A 19,081-nucleotide genomic window follows, 5' to 3' on the forward strand; every position below is an offset into this window, starting at 1 on the left:
TTCCATACATCAGAGTAGTAATAAATTAAGAACCTAACGCGTCTTTAAGAAACGCAGCCAGTTGTTCAAGGTGTTTCACCATTAACCCAGAGGCCGGTGACGCACTCGCAGGACGTCCTGCATAACGAGCACGTGAATATTGCGCATTAATATGCGTCAAAACCCATTCCAAATAAGGCTCAATAAATGACCAAGCCCCCATGTTTTTTGGTTCCTCTTGGCACCAAAAAACTTCCGCCTGCAAAAAGCGCGATAATACATTCACCAAAACTTTTGCAGGGAAAGGATAAAGCTGTTCAACACGAAGGAGGTAAACATCATCAATACCCCTTTTTTCACGTTCTTCATAAAGGTCGTAATAAACCTTACCAGTACAAAGAACGACACGGCGAATCTTATTATCTTTTTGCAACTTAATGACAGAATCTCTGAGACATTCTGCATCATCAAGCAACACACGACAAAAACTTGTTTCTGGCCCCATTTCATTGAGAAAAGAAACAGCTCTCTTATGACGTAAAAGTGATTTCGGTGTCATCAAAATCAATGGCTTCCGGAAATCACGCTTAATTTGTCGACGCAAAATATGAAAATAATTTGCAGGGGTTGTACAATTAGCAACCTGCATATTATCTTCCGCACAAAGTTGAAGAAACCGTTCTAAACGTGCAGAAGAATGCTCCGGCCCTTGCCCTTCAAAACCATGAGGCAATAAACACACAAGACCAGACATACGAAGCCACTTACGCTCTGCGGATGAAATAAATTGATCAAAAATGACCTGTGCACCATTAGAGAAATCACCAAATTGTGCTTCCCAAAGTGTTAATCCTCGTGGTTCAGCAAGAGAATATCCATATTCAAAACCAAGAACAGCTTCTTCAGAAAGCATAGAATTAACAACGTCATAAAGCGCTTGCCCCTTTTGTAAATGATTCAAAGGAATATAACGCGCCTCATTTTCTTGGTCATAAAGAACTGAATGACGTTGTGAAAAAGTTCCCCGTTCAACATCTTCACCGGAAAGACGAACCGGTGCACCTTCCAAACAAAGTGAACCAAAAGCTAAAGCTTCAGCGGTTGCCCAGTCAACACCCTCACCGGTTTCAAAAATTTTAGCACGATTATTTAAAAAACGTTGAATGGTTTTGTGAACGTGAAAATTCGCCGGAATTTCAACAATTTTCTGACCAATTTCCTTTAAAGTTTTTACTTCAACACCGGTTGCTCTAGAATGCTGCTCATCAGAACTACTAAAAGCTTTGAGTCCCGTCCAGCTTCCATCAAGCCAATCAGCCTTATTAGGCTTATAAGAAGCACTCGCTTCAAGTTCACCTTCAAGCTTATCGCGCCATAATTTTTTTTGTTGCTCAATCTCTTCTGAAGAAATCATTCCTTCTGCTACCAATTGGTCACTATAAAGTTGAAGTGTTGTTTTATGATTACGAATTGCTTTATACATAAGCGGCTGCGTAAAGGAAGGTTCATCACCTTCATTATGCCCATAACGGCGATAACAAAACATATCAATAACCACTGGTTTATGGAAAATTTGGCGAAACTCTGTTGCTATTTTGGCAACAAAAACAACCGCCTCAGGATCATCACCATTCACATGGAAAATTGGTGCATCAATCATTTTTGCGACATCTGATGGATAAGGCGAAGAACGTGAAAAACGTGGAGATGTTGTAAAACCAATCTGGTTATTGATAATAACATGAAGTGAGCCTGCAACACGATAACCTTTAAGACCTGAAAGACCAAAAGTTTCTTGGATAACGCCTTGTCCTGCAAAAGCGGCATCACCATGAATAAGCAATGGCATCACTTTTGAACGCTCACTTAATGGGAGTAAATCAGTATGCGCAGGTCCCATAAGTTGATCTTGTTTAGCACGTGCTTTTCCCATGACAACCGGATCAACAATCTCAAGATGAGATGGATTGGCTAACAGCGATAAATGAACTTTTTTACCATCAAAGTCCAGATCAGCGGTAGTTCCCAAATGATATTTGACATCACCGGATCCCTCCACATCATCAGGCTTGTAAGATCCCCCTTTGAATTCATGAAAAATAGCCCTATGCGGTTTGGCAAGAACTTGTGAAAGAACATTTAAACGACCACGATGTGCCATTCCTAAAATAACTTCCCTAACCCCCAAAGCACTACCACATTTGATAATCTGTTCAAGAGCGGGAATCAGCGCCTCACCACCATCGAGTCCAAAACGCTTTGTACCTTTATATTTAGTGTCTAAAAACTGTTCGAATCCCTCTGCCTGAATAAGCTTATTCAGAATAGCTTTCTTGTCTTGTTGTGTGAAAGAATTTTTTTTATCTCGCCCTTCAATGCGTTCTTGAAGCCATACTTTCTGAACCGGATCAGAAACATGCATATATTCCACACCGATTGTTGAACAATAGGTACGATTGAGAATCTCAAGCATTTGCGGAATAGTTGCATATTCCAACCCTAAAACATTATCAATAAAAATGGGACGCTCGTAATCAGCTGGAGTAAAACCATAAGCTTCTGGAGAAAGTTCCTTATAATCTTCTTGTTTTTCGGCCAATTGAAGAGGGTCAAGTTGCGCATGAAGATGTCCCCGTTCTCGAAACGCACGAATCATCATAATTGCATGAACGGAATCACGTGTTGCACGAATAATATCTTGTTCACTGGAAGTTTTTCCCTTTTGTGCAGCACCTGTTATTGCTTTTTCCTTTAATTTATCGCCAAAATATTTTTCAAGAGAAGACCAATCACCATCAAGAGCAGAAATCAATTCACCCTCTGCTTTTAATGGCCAATGATCACGCTGCCATGTTGCTCCTTCAGCATTTTTAAGAACATCTTCTTTATTATCATGAAGTCCTTCAAAAAAAGCACGCCACTGTGAATCAACACTGGTAGGATCTTTTTCATATTGAGCATAAAGTTGATCTATATAATCCGCATTCCCACCATAAAGAAATGATGTCTGTGCAAAAAGGCTATTTATTTCGTCCTGCCTTGCCATATACTTCTCCGGAACATTTATTCCGTCTCCTTATATCTCTTTTTGATCTTTAAATGCTTACAAACAAGCAGTGATTCGAACATTCAAAAAAGTTTTACCTTTTTATACTCAAGCTTTTTCACCTGAATCTAAGAACCTTTTCTTATTCAGGTGAAACTTTCTTTTAGCCTTTCAAAACTGACATCAAAGTCTTACCTATCTGTGATGGCGAAGAAGATACACGAATCCCTGCTGATTCCATTGCCGCAATTTTATCTTCTGCTCCACCTTTACCACCAGAAATAACAGCACCAGCATGTCCCATTGTACGTCCTGGAGGAGCCGTACGGCCAGCAATAAAGCCAACAACTGGCTTTTTACGACCTTTTCTTGCTTCATCTTGCAAAAACTGTGCTGCTTCTTCTTCAGCAGAACCACCAATCTCACCAATCATAACAATAGACTCGGTTTCATCATCCGCTAAAAACATTTCCAACACATCAATAAATTCAGTGCCCTTAACAGGATCGCCACCAATCCCTATAGCAGTTGTTTGTCCGAGACCTTCCTGACTCGTTTGAAAAACGGCTTCATAAGTTAAAGTTCCCGACCTCGAGACAACCCCAACAGAACCTTTTCTAAAAATAGAACCAGGCATAATACCAATTTTACATTCATTTGGTGTAAGAATACCGGGACAATTAGGACCAATAAGACGAGACTTTGAGTTTTCTAATCGCGCCTTCACTTTAACCATATCCATAACGGGAATACCTTCCGTAATACAGATAATTAAACGAACTTCAGCTTCTATAGCCTCTATAATAGCTGCCGCAGCCCCTGCAGGAGGAACATAAATAACGGAAGCATCTGCACCTGTTTTTTCTTTTGCTTCTGCAACATTAGCGAAAATAGGAAGAGTTTCGCCTTTTGAACCTTCCCATGTTTCTCCACCCTTTTTAGGATTAACGCCACCAACCATTTGCGTACCATGATAAGCAAGCGCCTGTTCTGTATGAAACGTTCCTGTTTTTCCTGTAAGCCCTTGAACTAGAACTTTTGTCTCTTTATTCACAAGAATTGACATAGCTTAAGCTCCCTTCACGGCTGCAACAATTTTTTGGGCAGCATCATCTAAATCATCAGCAGGAATAACATTCAAACCACTCTCATTGATAATTGCTTTACCTTGCTCAACATTAGTACCTTCAAGACGAACAACCAAGGGAACCTTTAAACCAACCTCACGAACAGCAGCAACCACACCTTCAGCAATGACATCACAACGCATAATACCACCAAAAATGTTAACCAAAATGCCCTTAACATTTGGATCGGCCGTAATAATTTTAAAAGCAGCTGTCACCTTTTCTTTTGATGCTCCACCACCAACATCCAAAAAATTCGCTGGCTCTGCTCCATAAAGCTTAATGATATCCATTGTTGCCATAGCAAGCCCAGCACCATTAACCATGCAACCAATCGTACCCTCAAGAGCAACATAAGCAAGATCATGCTTTGATGCTTCTATTTCCTTTGGATCTTCTTCTGAAAGATCGCGCAATTCTAAAATATCTGGATGACGAAACAGAGCATTATTATCAAAAGAAACTTTCGCATCAAGAACACGCAAGTGACCATCTTTCATCACAATAAGCGGATTGATTTCTAAAAGGCTCATATCTTTTTCACAAAATGCCTTATAGAGAATCGGAAAAAGCTTTTCACCATCTTCTCGCGCACTACTTTGTAGTTTCAACGCATCACAAAGTCTTGCACAATCAGCAGAAGTAACACCCTCTACAGCATCAATGGGAAGCGTGAATATTTTTTCTGGTGTCTCTTCAGCAACCGTTTCAATATCCATTCCACCTTCTGTTGAAACAACAAAAGCAATTCGACCAACGCTACGATCAACCAAAAGTGAAAGATAAAGCTCCCGTTCAATATCGGCACCATCTTCAATATAAAGGCGGTTGACCTGCTTACCCTCTGGACCAGTTTGTTTGGTTACCAAAGTTTTTCCAAGCATTTCTTGAACATTTGCAACAACTTCTTCAACAGATTGTGCAAGCCGAACACCACCCTTTGCATCAGGACCAAGTTCTTTAAACTTACCCTTACCACGACCACCAGCGTGTATCTGACTTTTAACCACATAGAGAGGTCCGGGCAATTTTTCCGCCCATTTTTCAGCTTGCTCTACAGAATAAACAGCGACACCATTTGCAATTGGTGCTCCATATTCATGAAGCAGACGTTTGGCCTGATACTCATGGATATTCATGCATTTGTCCTTTTCTTTTATGGATCTTATTAATCCTAAAGTTTTAACATTCTAAATACTTATTTTAATGAATTAAATCTTGTTCAATTTACTTGAGACTAGGTACAAGAGCAATACAAGCTTCACAAAGCTTTTTAACCGCATTTACTGAATGATCAAAAGCACCTCTTTCTTCTTTATCAAGATCAATTTCAATGACTCGTTCAACACCACCTGCACCAAGTACAACAGGTACCCCAACATAGGTATCATTAACCCCATATTCTCCTGAAAGATAAGCTGCAACAGGCACAACACGCTTAGTATCCTTTAGGTAGGCCTCAGCCATAGAAACAGCAGAAGCTGCTGGTGCATAATAAGCAGAACCTGTTTTTAACAAACCAACAATTTCTGCACCGCCATCACGGGTACGCTGGATAATTTGATCAATTCTTCCCTGTGTTGTCCAGCCCATCTTTATAAGATCAGGCAAAGAAATACCACCAACCGTTGAATAACGCACGAGAGGAACCATTGTATCACCGTGGCCCCCTAAAACAAACGCTGTCACATCTTTAATAGAGACCTTAAATTCCTCAGATAAGAAATGACGAAAACGCGCTGAATCAAGAACACCAGCCATACCAACCACTTTATGTGTAGGGAGACCTGAAAATTTCTGCAATGCCCACACCATCGCATCAAGGGGATTGGTAATACAAATAACAAACGCTGAAGAAGCGTATTTTTTAATTCCAGCTCCAACTTGTTCCATAACCTTTAAATTAATGCCCAAAAGTTCATCACGACTCATACCAGGTTTTCGCGCAACGCCTGCTGTTACAATAACAACATCAGCACCTTCAATTGCTTCATAAGCATTAGCACCTTTTAGACTGATATCAAAACCATCAACGGGAGAAGATTCGGCTATATCTAGAGCCTTACCTTGTGGCACACCTTCTGTAATATCAAATAAGACCACATCAGCAAGCTCTTTAAGCCCAATAATATGTGCTAAAGTACCACCAATCATACCTGAACCAATGAGAGCTATTTTTTTCCGTGCCATTTTATTTTTTCCTAACTTTTAGATAATTCAGCGCACACCCAATCAACGTCCGTATACTGAATATTTTTGACTTCAACCATATTCAAACAATATCATAAAAAGGAGTAAAGAAATGAAATTTACAAATTTATCTCCTTACAGAAACAACAACCCTCCGCTGAAACAACTATTAGAAAATTATCACGATGTATCGATAAAGTGAATTTTAAAAAAATACAACAGAATTATTATATTTCTTTAATTTCAAAAAGTTATTGTTTTGACAGTTTACGTAAAGGTAAAAGTATAATCAATGCTTCTTCTTCAAAAGAAAATGTTCTTCCCAAAGTTTTAAATAATCGTAGCTTTGCATTTCGAAAAGACGTGATTGTGTTCTTTGAAATTCAAATGTTTCCGTAATCTGCGCATGCCCTTTATACAAAGCCCCTATCCCTGCCGCAGCCGACATAAACAACCGTATGTGGCGCTCATAAAGAATATCAATAAGCAAAATAAACCGTTTTGTTTCATTGCGACATGTATCATCCATGACCGGTACATTATCAATAAAAATCGTATGATAACGCTCCCCTAATAACAAATATTCAGCCGCGGCCAAAGGCTTTTCACATAAATCCCCATAATCAAAACGAGCACATCCTGCACCAAAGCGCGGAATAGGAATAAAGCGCCCTTTTATAGAAAGCTCATCAGACATCTCCTTATGTCCTCGCAATACAAGTGTCCATGCTTGATCCATATATTCATTTGCTTGAACCCCCAACGGCGATACATACATCTGTTGTAGATTTGATTTTTCAAGGCGATAATCTGTTTTTGCATCAAGATTAACAACACGAACATATGCTTTCAAAACTTGAATAAAAGGCAAAAAGAGCTCACGATTTAAACCGTTACAATAAAGGTTATCTGGCGCCACATTTGAAGTCGCAATAAAGAAAATTCCTTTATCAAACAGAGCAGAAATAAGCCGCCCCAATACCATAGCATCAGCAATATCCGTTACACTAAACTCATCAAAACAAAGTACTTTTGCTTCTCGTGCAAGATCCTCAGCAACAGCTAAAATAGGATTATCTTGTTTAAATTTTGCACACCCAGATGCTTGACGATAAAAATTAATACGCTCATGCACATCAGCCATAAAATCATTAAAATGGGCACGCTTTTTATGACCTTTAGGCAAACAAGAAAAGAACAAATCCATCAGCATGGTTTTGCCCCGTCCTACTTCACCATAAATATACAGTCCCTGAAAAAAACCTGTTTCATCTCCTTGTTTTACAACACAAGAAATATTTTGTTTTTTCCTTTTAAATATTCTGTTAAAGAAAGAGCAAAATATCCAAGGCAAAGGATGAGAGATATTTTGTTCCGCAATTTTTTTTAATAAATGATCAAAATATTCTGTTATAGCTAATTGAGCGGGATCAAAACAAACCTCTCCTTTAGCGACAAGCTCCTTATAACGTGTTGAAACGAGAATCATCCAAAAAACCTTTTTCAAACCGATCTCAATGAAAAATACAAATACTTTTCAAGAATCTGTCCGTCTAGTTTAGTTTGTCATAAACGATCAAAAATGATTTAACGACTTAAAATAACGGGATGATCATCAAGTGTACGTCCCTCAAAACGATCAACATTTGAAGAATAAAGAACGAGGATAACACGTCCAGAGTTATTATAAAAATATAATCTTTTTCCTTTAACAGCCCACGATCTCACTTGGGAAGCAATTCCTGGACAGTGTAAAGGACCAGCACGGTACCCTTGTCCAAACTTTGTTTGTGGAGTTGCAATCCGGCAAACTTTTCCTCCTATAGAAAGATTCCACACCCCAGCAACACTTGCAGGAAATAAATCAGTAGCATTACTTGGCAATTCGAGACTAGCCATTCGTCCATCGCTCTGAGAATCTCCTTTTTCATACATCGGAGCGTTTGCATCTTCAGATATCGACGAAGAAGTAGACGACAGATCAGACGCTTCTAATATTGTCATTTGTTGAGATGGATAAAAAACTTCTAATGCGTTACCATCGTCATTACCATCAAACCGTGTTGTTGAACATCCCCCTAAAAACATTACAGTTGATAGTGCAACGAAAAACGAAACTTTTGAAAACGCCATGTCTGTACTCTCTCCCACGACAATAAATAAGTTCACAAAAAAATTAAGCGAATATTTGTTATAGTTACAAAGATAAATTAACAAATTAAAAAAAACAGGTTAAAATCACTTATTTTAAAAGAAATAATTTATGTGCCCAATTTTATATTTATTAAACACTAGAAATTTATAATATTTTCAGTCATATATCTTTTTATAAGTAATCATTAGAAATAGAGAAATTTCATGAAAACGCCATTTAGCAAAATGGACGGTCTTGGAAATCAAATTATTGTTGTTGATATGCGTGAAAGCACATACGCTCTTACACCACAAGCAATCCTTGCTTTGTCGGCAGATCCTGAAATGCATTTTGATCAAATCATGGCTATCCACACACCAACCCAGAAAAAAACCGACTTCCGCATAGAAATATGGAATGCCGACGGATCAATGGCTAAAGCTTGTGGCAATGGTACCCGCTGTGTCATCGCATGGCTTAAAGATCACAATTTTGGTGAAAAATTTCATTTAGAAACTCCCGCTGGAATTATTGAAGGAAAATACCAAACCGATAATCTCATTTCTGTTGATATGGGATGCCCAAATTTCAATGCAAAAGAGATGCCTGTTTCACGTGAAATAGTTGATACCAATCACGTAGAAATTATCGCTGGTCCCCTAAAAGACGCTTGTCTCATATCCATTGGCAATCTCCATGCTATCTTTTTTGTTGAAAATGATATTCAACATATTCCATTAGAAAAATATGGGCCAAAACTTGAACATGATCCCCTGTTTCCCGAACGGTGCAATATTTCCATTGCTTGCATAACGTCAAAGAAAAGTCTAAATTTACGTACATGGGAGCGAGGGGCAGGATTAACACAAGCATGTGGGAGTGCTGCTTGTGCAAGTGCAGTGGCTGCTTATCGTCGTGGACTTACAGAGCGCCATGTTGATGTAAATTTACCAAAGGGAAAACTTAATATTTTTTACCGAGAAGACGATCATATTATCATGACAGGACCAATTAAATATCACTTTAGTGGTTTTTTAAGCCCTTTAACAGGGTGTTACAAAAAGGATCACTCCTGATGGCAATAGAAATTGTAACTTTTGGTTGTCGACTTAATAGCTACGAATCGGAAATCATTCGCAAAGAAAGTACTTCTTCAGGGCTAGATCAACTTAAAGATGGTGCTATTATCTTTAATACCTGTGCTGTCACTGCCGAAGCCGTACGACAAGCAAAACAAGCTATCCGCAAAGCAAGACGTGAAAATCCTCATGCGCGTATCATTGTAACAGGGTGTGCAGCCCAAACAGAAGCACAAAATTTTGCCTCAATGACAGAAGTAGATCTTGTTTTAGGAAACGAAGATAAACTTCACGCTCATTCTTATCGTCAACTTCCTGATTTTGGTATTAATCATTCTGAAAAGGTGCATATCAATGACATTATGGAAGTACAAAAAATTGCTCCACATATGGTCAGTGCAATGCAAGAGCGCACCCGCGCTTTTGTACAGGTACAAAACGGATGCGATCACCGCTGTACATTTTGCATTATTCCTTATGGACGAGGACCATCTCGTTCAGTTCCCATGGGTGCTGTCATAGAACAAATTAAAAAGCTGATAGGTGGGGGTATCCAAGAAGTGGTCCTTACAGGTGTTGACCTTACAAGTTATGGCCACGATCTTCCTGGAAAAGCTACTCTAGGAAAATTAACTTCAGCTATTTTGCATCATGTCCCTGACTTAGCCCGATTACGCCTCTCATCTATTGACTCTATTGAAGCAGACGAAGAACTCATAAATCTTTTAGCTTATGAAACAAGAATCATGCCCCATTTGCATTTATCTTTGCAAGCAGGTGATAATATGATTTTAAAACGGATGAAACGGCGTCATCTGCGCGAACATGCCATTCAATTTTGCCAAGAATTGCGTGCCAAACGTTCTACAATGGTTTATGGTGCCGACTTAATTGCTGGTTTTCCTACAGAAACAGAAGAGATGTTTCAAAATAGTCTTGCCTTAATCAAAGATTGTAATTTAACCCATCTCCATGTCTTCCCCTTTAGTCCAAGAGAAGGAACACCTGCCGCACGTATGCCACAAATCAACCGTAAAATAGTTAAGCTGCGTGCTGAAAAATTGCGTAAAGCAGGTGATATGGCTTACCAAAAGCATCTTGCTCATTTACAAAACAGTCTACAAACAATTCTCGTTGAAAAAGATGAAATCGGACGAACAGAAGATTATACTCTTGTACAAGTTAAAGGTGCAAAAGCAGGAACAATTGTTCAAGCCCTTATCGTTGATCATGATGGCGATAAATTGATTGCTGTCCCTCCAAAATTAAACGCTGCTTGAGCAGGAGAATTCTTATGACTAAATCTTTTATAAAAAAAATATTCTCTTTTAACAAATCTCAAGAGCAAGAAATTGAACAACAGATTTCTATTCCTGATAAAAGCGATATAATAGAAGAAAATAAAGACAAAAATGAAAAGACAAAAAATAATCAAATCTCTATAAACACAGAAAAAGAAGAACAAACAAAAAATCCAGAGTCAATACTTACAAAATATGATGAAAAATCTCCATTTCTAGAATCCCATTCTGATAAAATTCCCTTTTCTGGTAAAATTATTGTCACAGACAACATCCGTGAAAAAAAGAATGAAGAAATTTTATCTGAACCTTCTGTTGAACAAAAAAAGACAGCGTGGTTTGGGCGCCTTAAAAAAGGCCTATCCCTTTCTTCACAACGCCTAAGCGGATCAATTGGCGATCTCTTTGTTAAAAGAAAACTTGATGAAGATACACTGCAAGAGCTCGAAGATATTCTTATCCAAGCTGACATAGGTGTAGAGACGGCAACACGCATCACAAATACTTTAGCTTCCAGTCGTTACGGAAAAAACCTCTCCCCAGATGATATTCATACTATTGTAGCTGATGAGGTCAAAAAAGTTCTGGAACCTGTTGCAATACCATTAGAACTTGATCTCAGCCATAAACCTCATGTTATTTTGCTGGTAGGTGTAAATGGCACTGGAAAAACGACAACTATTGGAAAACTTTCAGCCAAATTAACAGAAGGGGGATTAAAAGTTATGCTGGCAGCAGGTGATACTTTCCGAGCCGCTGCTATTGAGCAACTACACATTTGGGGTGAACGTACCAATTCTCCTGTTATTTCGACAAAATTGGGTGCAGATGCCGCCAGCTTAGCATTTGATGCTTATGAAAAAGCAAAAAAAACAAACAGTGATGTATTAATTATTGATACAGCAGGGCGTTTACAAAATAAATCTGAATTAATGGATGAGTTGGCAAAAATTATTCGTGTTTTAAAAAAACACACCCCCCAAGCACCCCACACAATCCTTCAAACTCTTGATGCAACAACCGGACAAAATGCACTCAACCAAGTGGACATTTTCAGTGATATTGCTGGTGTTAATGGTTTAGTTATGACAAAGCTAGATGGGACTGCACGAGGAGGAATTCTTGTCGCTATCGCAGCAAAATATAAATTACCCGTTTATTTTATCGGTATAGGAGAAGATATTGAAGACCTTCAACCCTTTTCTGCTTCTGACTTTGCCGAAACTATTGCAGGAAAACACGCATGAAACAGCCTTTATCTAATCTTAATTTACACAATAATTCTGAAAAAAAGATGAATAACAATAAAAAAATTTCTCTCTCACCAACACTTAAGTTTCTTTTGGAAATGGGTCCATTGGTTGCCTTCTTTTTTGCCAATTATAAGGGAGAATGGCTGATAAAAAACATTGGATTTTTTCAAAATTTTAGTAAGCCTATTTTCCCTGCAACAGCTATTTTTATGGTGGCTATTATTATTTCCCTAAGCTTATCATGGATCCTTGCAAGACAAATTCCTATTATGCCTCTTATTTCAGGAATATTTGTTTTAGTTTTTGGCTTTCTAACTCTCTGGCTTCATAATGAAACTTTCATAAAAATGAAACCAACAATCATTAATAGCTTATTTGCTTTTATACTTTTTGGAGGGATGTTTTTTAAAAAACCACTTTTACGTTATGCTCTTGATTCTACCTTAAAACTTGATGATTTAGGTTGGCAAAAACTTACCTATCGTTGGGCGTTTTTTTTCATTTTTCTTGCCATTTTGAATGAAATAATTTGGCGTAATTTTAGCGATAATTTCTGGACAAGTTTCAAAGTATTTGGCGTCATGCCTATAACAGTCCTTTTCATGCTTACCCAAATGCCTATAATTATAAAACATTCAAAAGGACTTTTTACAGAAGAGGACAAATCTGATTCTTAAAAAAATCATCACTACCGATTATTTTATAGATTCATCGCCAAACACTGTTCGGGAGAAAAAATATGTTGATTGAACAGTTTATTTGTCGAGAAGACAATTTCGGTGTACTCCTTCATGATGAAAAAAGTGGTATGACAGCTGCAATAGATGCTCCTGAAGGCAAAGCGATTCACAATGCCTTAAAGCGCCACAATTGGACACTTAACACTATTTTTGTAACTCATCATCATCACGACCATGTAGAAGCCCTATCAGAATTAAAACAAGTTTACAACGCTACGGTTATCGGACCAGAAGCAGAAAAAGAAAAGATCAATCATCTTGATAAAACACTTCAACCTGATGAAAGTTTTTCTTTTGGCTCACTCCTTCTTTTAGCTCTTTCAACACCTGGTCATACTCTAGGCGCATTATCTTACTATTTTCCTGAAAAGAATTTACTCTTTGCTGGAGATACACTTTTTTCATTGGGCTGTGGACGTCTTTTCGAAGGAAAACCAGCACAAATGCTGAATTCTTTAAAAAAACTTCGTAAACTTCCTGATGAAACACTTCTCTATTGTGGACACGAATATACAAAAAATAACGCTCTTTTCGCACTAACAATTGACCCACATAATAAAAAACTCCACCAAAGAATAGAGGAAGTTTTTTTGCTACGTGCAAAAAACGCTATGACTTTACCAGTAACCTTAGGGCAAGAAAAAGCCACCAATCCCTTTCTCCGCTGGGATGATAGTGTATTGCGAAAGAACCTTGTAATGGAAGAAAAAACAGATGAAGAAGTTTTTGCTGAAGTTCGAAGAAGAAAGGACAATTTTTAACCATGCGTAAGTTCGTATTACGTTTGTTCCTGCTTTTTCTTTTCGTGATACATATTCAACAAACAATGGCAGAGGAAAAGGAAACAGATAATTCTTCTCTTATAGCACCTCTCATTGCAAATTATCCCTTAACAGAAGATTTTCTTTTAAAGCTGGAAAAAATTGAAAAAGAATGTAAAAACTTACTTCCAGAAACAAAAAATAATCTTATAACTTATGATTCTAGTATCCACTCTAGTATTGAAAACTACACTACCTATATTTCTAGTAAACCAAAACTTGTGAATATTTTAAAAGAAAATAATATAACACCGAAAGATTTTGCTGCGGGAACCTCAGCACTTAAAGAAATATCAGCGCTTATCATATTTGTACCTGAAAAGGAATATTCTACTGAGAAAAATACTATATTTCTAAACAATCTTGAATTTGTTAAAAAACATTTTTACAAAGCAACAATTCTTTTAAATAGCTGTGAAAAACTCATTTTGAGCAACTAATCAGCTATGAGACATTAAAAAATATTATCCCATTAATCTAATAAAAAAGTACGTGCATTAAAAAAACACCGTGTTTTTACCATTCCTAATAATTGTTTTTATTTCGATTATATTTACAAATGTTTTTCTAAAAATAAAGAATAACAGACGGAAAAATATTTATTGAAATTCAAAAAAGAAAGGATAATTTTTCGTCATGTTTAAACTTCTATTGTGTTTTTTCTTCATTTTTCCTTTTGTATCATACGCTCAAGAAAAAAAACAAGAAATAGATGATCCTTCTTTTATACCGCCTTTCATTGCAAATTATCCCTTAACAGAAGATATTCTTTTAAAGCTGGAAAAAATCAAAGCAGAATGTAGAAATTTATCTTCAGAACCAGAACAAACAAATACAAAAAGTGATCTCAGTACTTATGATGATAATATTGAAAAATACGCTTCCTATATTTTTAATAATCCAAAACTTGTAAATATTTTAAAAGAAAATAATATAACACCGAAAGATTTTGTTGTTGCTCACCTAGCACTTCAAGCGACATTGTATGTACTTACTGATGAAGAAAATTCTACTTATGAAAAAAACTCTTTACCTGCAAGAAATATAGAATTTGCTAAAGAGCATATGTATAGAATAATAAAAATTTTAAAAGATAACTGTTAAAAAAATCTTTTTAGAACAATTGATTAACTTTGTAAACGCCGACAAATTTCATCTAATTGTTCTAATGAAGAGTAATGTATTTTTAAATCTCCACCTTTTTTACCATGTCGAATAATAACTTTCATTCCTATCACATCTGCAAGTAATTTTTCTAAAGATTTTGTTTCAGCATCTTTCTCCGTATTGGTACGCTTTTTAGTTTTAGGATTAGCTTGCTCATATGCAAGTATTTCTGTTTGACGTACTGAAAGCCCTTCACGAATAATTTTCTCAGCTAAATTTTGTGGATCATCAACGGTTATAAGACAACGTGCATGACCTGCAGAAAGTTGTCCATCAGTTAAGAATTGTTGTACTTTTTCTGGAAGTTTTAACAAACGAAGCGTATTTGCAACATGACTACGACTTTTTCCTATAACTTGCGCTAAATCTACTTGCGTATAATCATGTTCATTTAGAAGCATCTCATATCCCTTTGCTTCTTCGATAGGATTAAGATCTGCACGTTGAACATTTTCAATAATTGCCAATTCCAAAGCCGTTTTATCGTCCACATCACGAATAATAACGGGTAATTGACTTAAATTTGCACGTTGTGCTGCACGCCAGCGCCGTTCACCCGCAATCAATTCAAACCGATGAGGATGATCTCTTAAAGGCCTCACAATAACCGGTTGAACCACACCGTGTTGACGAATTGATTGTGTCAAATTATCAAGCTCTGTTTCAGTAAAATGACGCCGAGGATTGTGAGGATTACATGAAATAGATTCAATAGAAATAAATCGCTCAGAAAGACTACCGGATTCATTTAATTTATCAAAGCTTGATGAACGTGCAATATTGTTGTTTAAATTGATATCTCCAATCAATGCCGCTAATCCACGTCCTAGTCTTTTTTTTGATAGATCATCGTTCATAATTTTGCTCTTTGAGTTTTCTTACAAAAAATTTTACATTTTTAAGCAGCAGCACGTGCTTGTTTTTCACGTTGAATCATTTCTGATGCTAGACGCAAATAAGCTTGGCTCCCAGCACATTTAAGATCATAAAGCAATACAGGTTTGCCAAAAGAAGGCGCTTCTGATACTCTTACATTTCGTGGAATAACAGTACGATAAACTTTATCTCCCATAAAAGAACGTACATCTTCAACAACTTGATTTGAAAGGTTATTACGTCCATCATACATTGTTAGAACAATACCTTGGATCTCTAAAGATGGATTAAGTACGGATCGCACTTGTTTTACTGTTTCAAGTAATTGACTTAAACCTTCAAGTGCTAAAAATTCACACTGCATAGGCACTAAAACAGAATCCGCAGCCCCCATAGCATTAAGTGTTAAAAGATTAAGGGAGGGAGGACAATCAATTAAAATATAATTGAATTTTTTTTCCATTTCCGGATCATCATAGAGAGCTTTACGTAAGCGTTGTATGCGATCTTTTGATGAAGAAATTTCCATTTCCACACCTAAGAGATCAAGTGTAGAGGGAACTATATAAAGATTGGGTACGGCTGTTTTTAAAGCCGCCTGTGTAATTGAAACGCCCGAAACCAAAACATCATAAGAAGATAAAGGACGGCTATTACGATCAATCCCTAAACCTGTACTAGCATTACCTTGTGGATCAACATCCATAATAAGGACATTTTCACCAATAGCCGCTAAAGCTGTAGCAAGATTAATTGCTGTGGTTGTTTTTCCGACTCCACCCTTTTGGTTTGCAATAGCGATAATTCGTGTTTCGCTCATTTTGCTCTACCCTCTATATGATCGAATATGAGAAATTTCCAAAATAACAGAATTTTCATCAACTTTACTTTTATGTTTTAACAGATCAAAGTGCCAATTGGCAGAGGCATTTTTTATTTCTGTAGCGTAATCCCGACCTTTTTGCAAAAGAGCTATTGTTTTTTCTGTTAATAAAGGAAAAATGAGTTGTAAAAGAGTATCAAGCGGCGCTAATCCCCGTGCTGTTATAATATCAGATATGGGAATTTTTTGATATATATCTTCAATTCTAGCGTGATAAACCGTTGCTGGAAGATTAAGTTGAGCAATAACTGTTCGCAAAAAAGCAACTTTTTTCCCATTACTTTCAACAAGATTAATATGTCCTGCTTTTTTTTCTTTCAAAAAGATAGCAATCACAATTGCAGGAAAACCTCCTCCTGATCCTAAATCACACCAATGTAAAGAATGAGCATACAAAGGAAAAATTTGTGCTGAATCTAGAATATGTCGTGTCCATAGATCTGGTATAGTTGTAGCAGATATCAAATTAATATGTGCATTCCACTGAAGTATTAAAGACTCAAACTGAATTAAATTTTCCATCGTTTCACGTGAAACAGAAGGAACAATATTTAATAATTGTTGATATTTTTTTTCTGTAGAAAAATTCATTAAGCTGTTTTAGCCTTTTCACGTCGTTGACGTTGAATATGTGTAATAATAAGCGATAACGCGGCGGGTGTCATGCCATCAATTTTTTGTGCATCAGCAATTGAACGCGGCGACACTTCTTGAATTTTTGATTTAAGTTCATTTGAAAGACCTGAAATTGCCTGAACATCGAGAGAAGAAGGAATTTCTAAACGCTCATCTCTCTGAAGAGAGGCAATATCTTGTGCTTGTTTATCTAAATAAACCGCATATTGTGCTTCAATTTCTAAAGATTCTGCTGTTTTAGAATCAATTGTTTTTAATTGTGGCCAAAAATCTGAAAGACGCTCTAAGGTCATATGAGGATAAGCAAGAAAATCATAAGCCGAACGCCGAATTCCATCATGATTAACATGTAATCCATGAGCAGAAGCTTCATTGGGTGTTAAAAAAAGATTTTGACATATTGATCGTGCTTGATCAAGCCGTTGTTGTTTTTTCTGATAACATTCCCAACGTATTTTACTCACAATACCCCATTTTTGTGCCAAAGGTGTTAAACGCGTATCAGCATTATCAGATCGTAAAGATAAACGAAATTCAGCACGTGATGTAAACATCCTATAAGGTTCACAAACACCACGTGAAACCAAATCATCAATCATAACACCAATATAAGCAGTAGAACGACTTATAAGTATTTCATCTAATTTACCTACTTTACGTGCAGCATTTAATCCAGCTAAAAGTCCTTGTGCTGCTGCTTCTTCATATCCTGTTGTACCATTAATTTGGCCTGCTAAGAACAAACCCGGTAAAGAACGTAATTCTAAGTTTCTCGTTAATTGTTGTGGATTAACAAAATCATATTCAATAGCATAACCAGGTTGCAAAACTATAGCATTTTCCAATCCTTCAATGGTTTTCAATAGAGAAATTTGTACATCTTCAGGAAGAGAAGTAGAAAGACCATTTGGATAAACAGTATCATCATTTAATCCTTCTGGTTCCAGAAAGATCTGATGTCCATCACGTTCTCCAAATTTAACAATTTTATCTTCAACAGAAGGACAATAACGTGGTCCTAACCCTTCAATATTTCCAGAATATAAAGCAGAGCGATAAATATTCTCGCGAATAATTTGATGTGTTTTCTCATTTGTACGTGTTATTGCACATTCAATTTGTGGTTGTTCAATTTTCTCTGTTAAAAGAGAAAAGGGTATGGGATTTTCATCTGCTTGTTGTTTTTGGAGAGCTTCCCAAGCAATTGTTTTTTTACTCAAACGAGCAGGGGTTCCTGTTTTTAATCGTCCAAGTTTTATATGATATTTTTTCAAATGTTCAGCAAGTTTTACACTTGACTGATCTCCCATACGACCAGCAGCCCATGTTTTATTACCAATATGAATAAAGCCATTTAAAAACGTACCTGTTGTTAAAACAACAGCACCAGAAAAAATTGTTCCTTGTTTTTTTAAAATAACACCTGATACACAATTATCTTTAACAACCAGATCAATAACTTCATCCTCAATAAGAGTAAGATTTTCTTGTTCTTTTAATAATTTTTGAATTGCTTTTTTATAAAGTTGTCTATCTGCCTGTGTTCGTGGTCCTCTTACTGCCGGTCCTTTACGTCTATTAAGTAGTCTAAACTGAATTCCAGCAGCATCTGCTGCTCTTCCCATAAGACCATCTAACGCATCTATTTCACGAACTAGATGCCCTTTTCCAAGTCCACCAATAGCAGGATTACACGACATTGTTCCCAGTGCTGATATTTTATGTGTAACAAGCGCTGTTTTGGCTCCTACACGTGCTGAAGCTGAAGCCGCTTCACAGCCAGCATGACCACCACCAACAATAACAACATCATATGATTGCATTTAATTCATTCCGTAGAAAATATTCT

Annotated in this window: 17 protein-coding genes; 7 read left to right on the forward strand and 10 right to left on the reverse strand. The window is 36.9% G+C overall.

The features are described from left to right. Nucleotides 1-25 precede the first annotated feature (25 nt). The 6 genes from ACFIMK_RS05370 to ACFIMK_RS05395 form a co-directional block, all read right to left on the reverse strand. Nucleotides 26-3,025 carry a 2-oxoglutarate dehydrogenase E1 component gene (locus ACFIMK_RS05370; protein ID WP_375628545.1) on the reverse strand — a complete coding sequence of 1,000 codons (3,000 nt, stop codon included), beginning with the start codon at nucleotides 3,023-3,025 and terminating at the stop codon, nucleotides 26-28. A gap of 163 nt (nucleotides 3,026-3,188) precedes the next feature. Further along, on the reverse strand, nucleotides 3,189-4,091 hold the full coding sequence (gene sucD, locus ACFIMK_RS05375) for a succinate--CoA ligase subunit alpha (protein WP_375612754.1): 903 nt from the start codon (nucleotides 4,089-4,091) through the stop codon (nucleotides 3,189-3,191). A gap of 3 nt (nucleotides 4,092-4,094) precedes the next feature. Continuing rightward, entirely contained in the window at nucleotides 4,095-5,291 is a 1,197-nt protein-coding gene (sucC, locus tag ACFIMK_RS05380; RefSeq protein WP_375612755.1) for an ADP-forming succinate--CoA ligase subunit beta, read from the reverse strand. 88 nt (nucleotides 5,292-5,379) lie between these two features. After that, nucleotides 5,380-6,342, reverse strand: coding sequence for a malate dehydrogenase (gene mdh / locus ACFIMK_RS05385; RefSeq protein WP_375628541.1), 963 nt, complete (start codon nucleotides 6,340-6,342; stop codon nucleotides 5,380-5,382). A gap of 289 nt (nucleotides 6,343-6,631) precedes the next feature. Then, a complete protein-coding gene (gene zapE / locus ACFIMK_RS05390; RefSeq protein WP_375638137.1) occupies nucleotides 6,632-7,831 on the reverse strand; it encodes a cell division protein ZapE in 1,200 nt (399 codons plus the stop codon). A 98-nt stretch (nucleotides 7,832-7,929) separates the two neighbouring features. Next, a complete protein-coding gene (locus ACFIMK_RS05395; RefSeq protein ID WP_375638138.1) occupies nucleotides 7,930-8,475 on the reverse strand; it encodes an AprI/Inh family metalloprotease inhibitor in 546 nt (181 codons plus the stop codon). Between the two features lie 225 nt (nucleotides 8,476-8,700). Between ACFIMK_RS05395 and dapF the strand changes: the two genes are divergently transcribed. The 7 genes from dapF (at nucleotide 8,701) to ACFIMK_RS05430 (ending at nucleotide 14,774) form a co-directional block, all read left to right on the forward strand. Then, nucleotides 8,701-9,552 carry a diaminopimelate epimerase gene (gene dapF / locus ACFIMK_RS05400; RefSeq protein ID WP_375628539.1) on the forward strand — a complete coding sequence of 284 codons (852 nt, stop codon included), beginning with the start codon at nucleotides 8,701-8,703 and terminating at the stop codon, nucleotides 9,550-9,552. Beyond that, complete coding sequence (mtaB, locus tag ACFIMK_RS05405; RefSeq protein ID WP_375612759.1) at nucleotides 9,552-10,835, forward strand: tRNA (N(6)-L-threonylcarbamoyladenosine(37)-C(2))-methylthiotransferase MtaB; 1,284 nt, start codon at nucleotides 9,552-9,554, stop codon at nucleotides 10,833-10,835. The genes dapF and mtaB overlap by 1 nt, the downstream gene beginning before the upstream one ends. 14 nt (nucleotides 10,836-10,849) lie before the next feature. Further along, the gene (gene ftsY / locus ACFIMK_RS05410; RefSeq protein WP_375638139.1) at nucleotides 10,850-12,103 is read left to right on the forward strand and encodes a signal recognition particle-docking protein FtsY; all 1,254 of its coding nucleotides are present in this window, start codon (nucleotides 10,850-10,852) and stop codon (nucleotides 12,101-12,103) included. After that, nucleotides 12,100-12,786, forward strand: a complete 687-nt coding sequence (locus ACFIMK_RS05415; protein WP_375620900.1) for a septation protein A — start codon at nucleotides 12,100-12,102, stop codon at nucleotides 12,784-12,786. The genes ftsY and ACFIMK_RS05415 overlap by 4 nt, the downstream gene beginning before the upstream one ends. Nucleotides 12,787-12,848: 62 nt before the next feature. Beyond that, nucleotides 12,849-13,610, forward strand: a complete 762-nt coding sequence (gene gloB / locus ACFIMK_RS05420) for a hydroxyacylglutathione hydrolase (protein WP_375628534.1) — start codon at nucleotides 12,849-12,851, stop codon at nucleotides 13,608-13,610. A gap of 65 nt (nucleotides 13,611-13,675) precedes the next feature. Next, on the forward strand, nucleotides 13,676-14,110 hold the full coding sequence (locus tag ACFIMK_RS05425; RefSeq protein ID WP_375682595.1) for a hypothetical protein: 435 nt from the start codon (nucleotides 13,676-13,678) through the stop codon (nucleotides 14,108-14,110). 196 nt (nucleotides 14,111-14,306) lie between these two features. Continuing rightward, nucleotides 14,307-14,774 (forward strand): hypothetical protein, encoded by a 468-nt coding sequence (locus ACFIMK_RS05430; RefSeq protein WP_375611337.1) that lies wholly within the window; start codon nucleotides 14,307-14,309, stop codon nucleotides 14,772-14,774. A gap of 23 nt (nucleotides 14,775-14,797) precedes the next feature. Here ACFIMK_RS05430 and ACFIMK_RS05435 read toward each other — a convergent pair whose 3' ends face one another. From ACFIMK_RS05435 to mnmG, 4 genes are read right to left on the reverse strand one after another with little or no spacing between them, the layout of a single operon-like run. Next, nucleotides 14,798-15,694, reverse strand: a complete 897-nt coding sequence (locus ACFIMK_RS05435; protein WP_375612765.1) for a ParB/RepB/Spo0J family partition protein — start codon at nucleotides 15,692-15,694, stop codon at nucleotides 14,798-14,800. Between the two features lie 41 nt (nucleotides 15,695-15,735). Further along, nucleotides 15,736-16,533: a ParA family protein gene (locus ACFIMK_RS05440; RefSeq protein ID WP_273790170.1), complete on the reverse strand. Its 798-nt coding sequence runs from the start codon at nucleotides 16,531-16,533 to the stop codon at nucleotides 15,736-15,738. A 6-nt stretch (nucleotides 16,534-16,539) separates the two neighbouring features. Then, entirely contained in the window at nucleotides 16,540-17,187 is a 648-nt protein-coding gene (rsmG, locus tag ACFIMK_RS05445) for a 16S rRNA (guanine(527)-N(7))-methyltransferase RsmG (RefSeq protein WP_375611339.1), read from the reverse strand. Further along, the gene (gene mnmG, locus ACFIMK_RS05450) at nucleotides 17,187-19,055 is read right to left on the reverse strand and encodes a tRNA uridine-5-carboxymethylaminomethyl(34) synthesis enzyme MnmG (protein WP_375639846.1); all 1,869 of its coding nucleotides are present in this window, start codon (nucleotides 19,053-19,055) and stop codon (nucleotides 17,187-17,189) included. Before mnmG ends, rsmG begins: the two co-directional genes overlap by 1 nt. Nucleotides 19,056-19,081: the final 26 nt, after the last annotated feature.

The sequence above is a fragment of the Bartonella sp. AP280QHHD genome (assembly GCF_042196125.1).
GTDB lineage: Bacteria > Pseudomonadota > Alphaproteobacteria > Rhizobiales > Rhizobiaceae > Bartonella.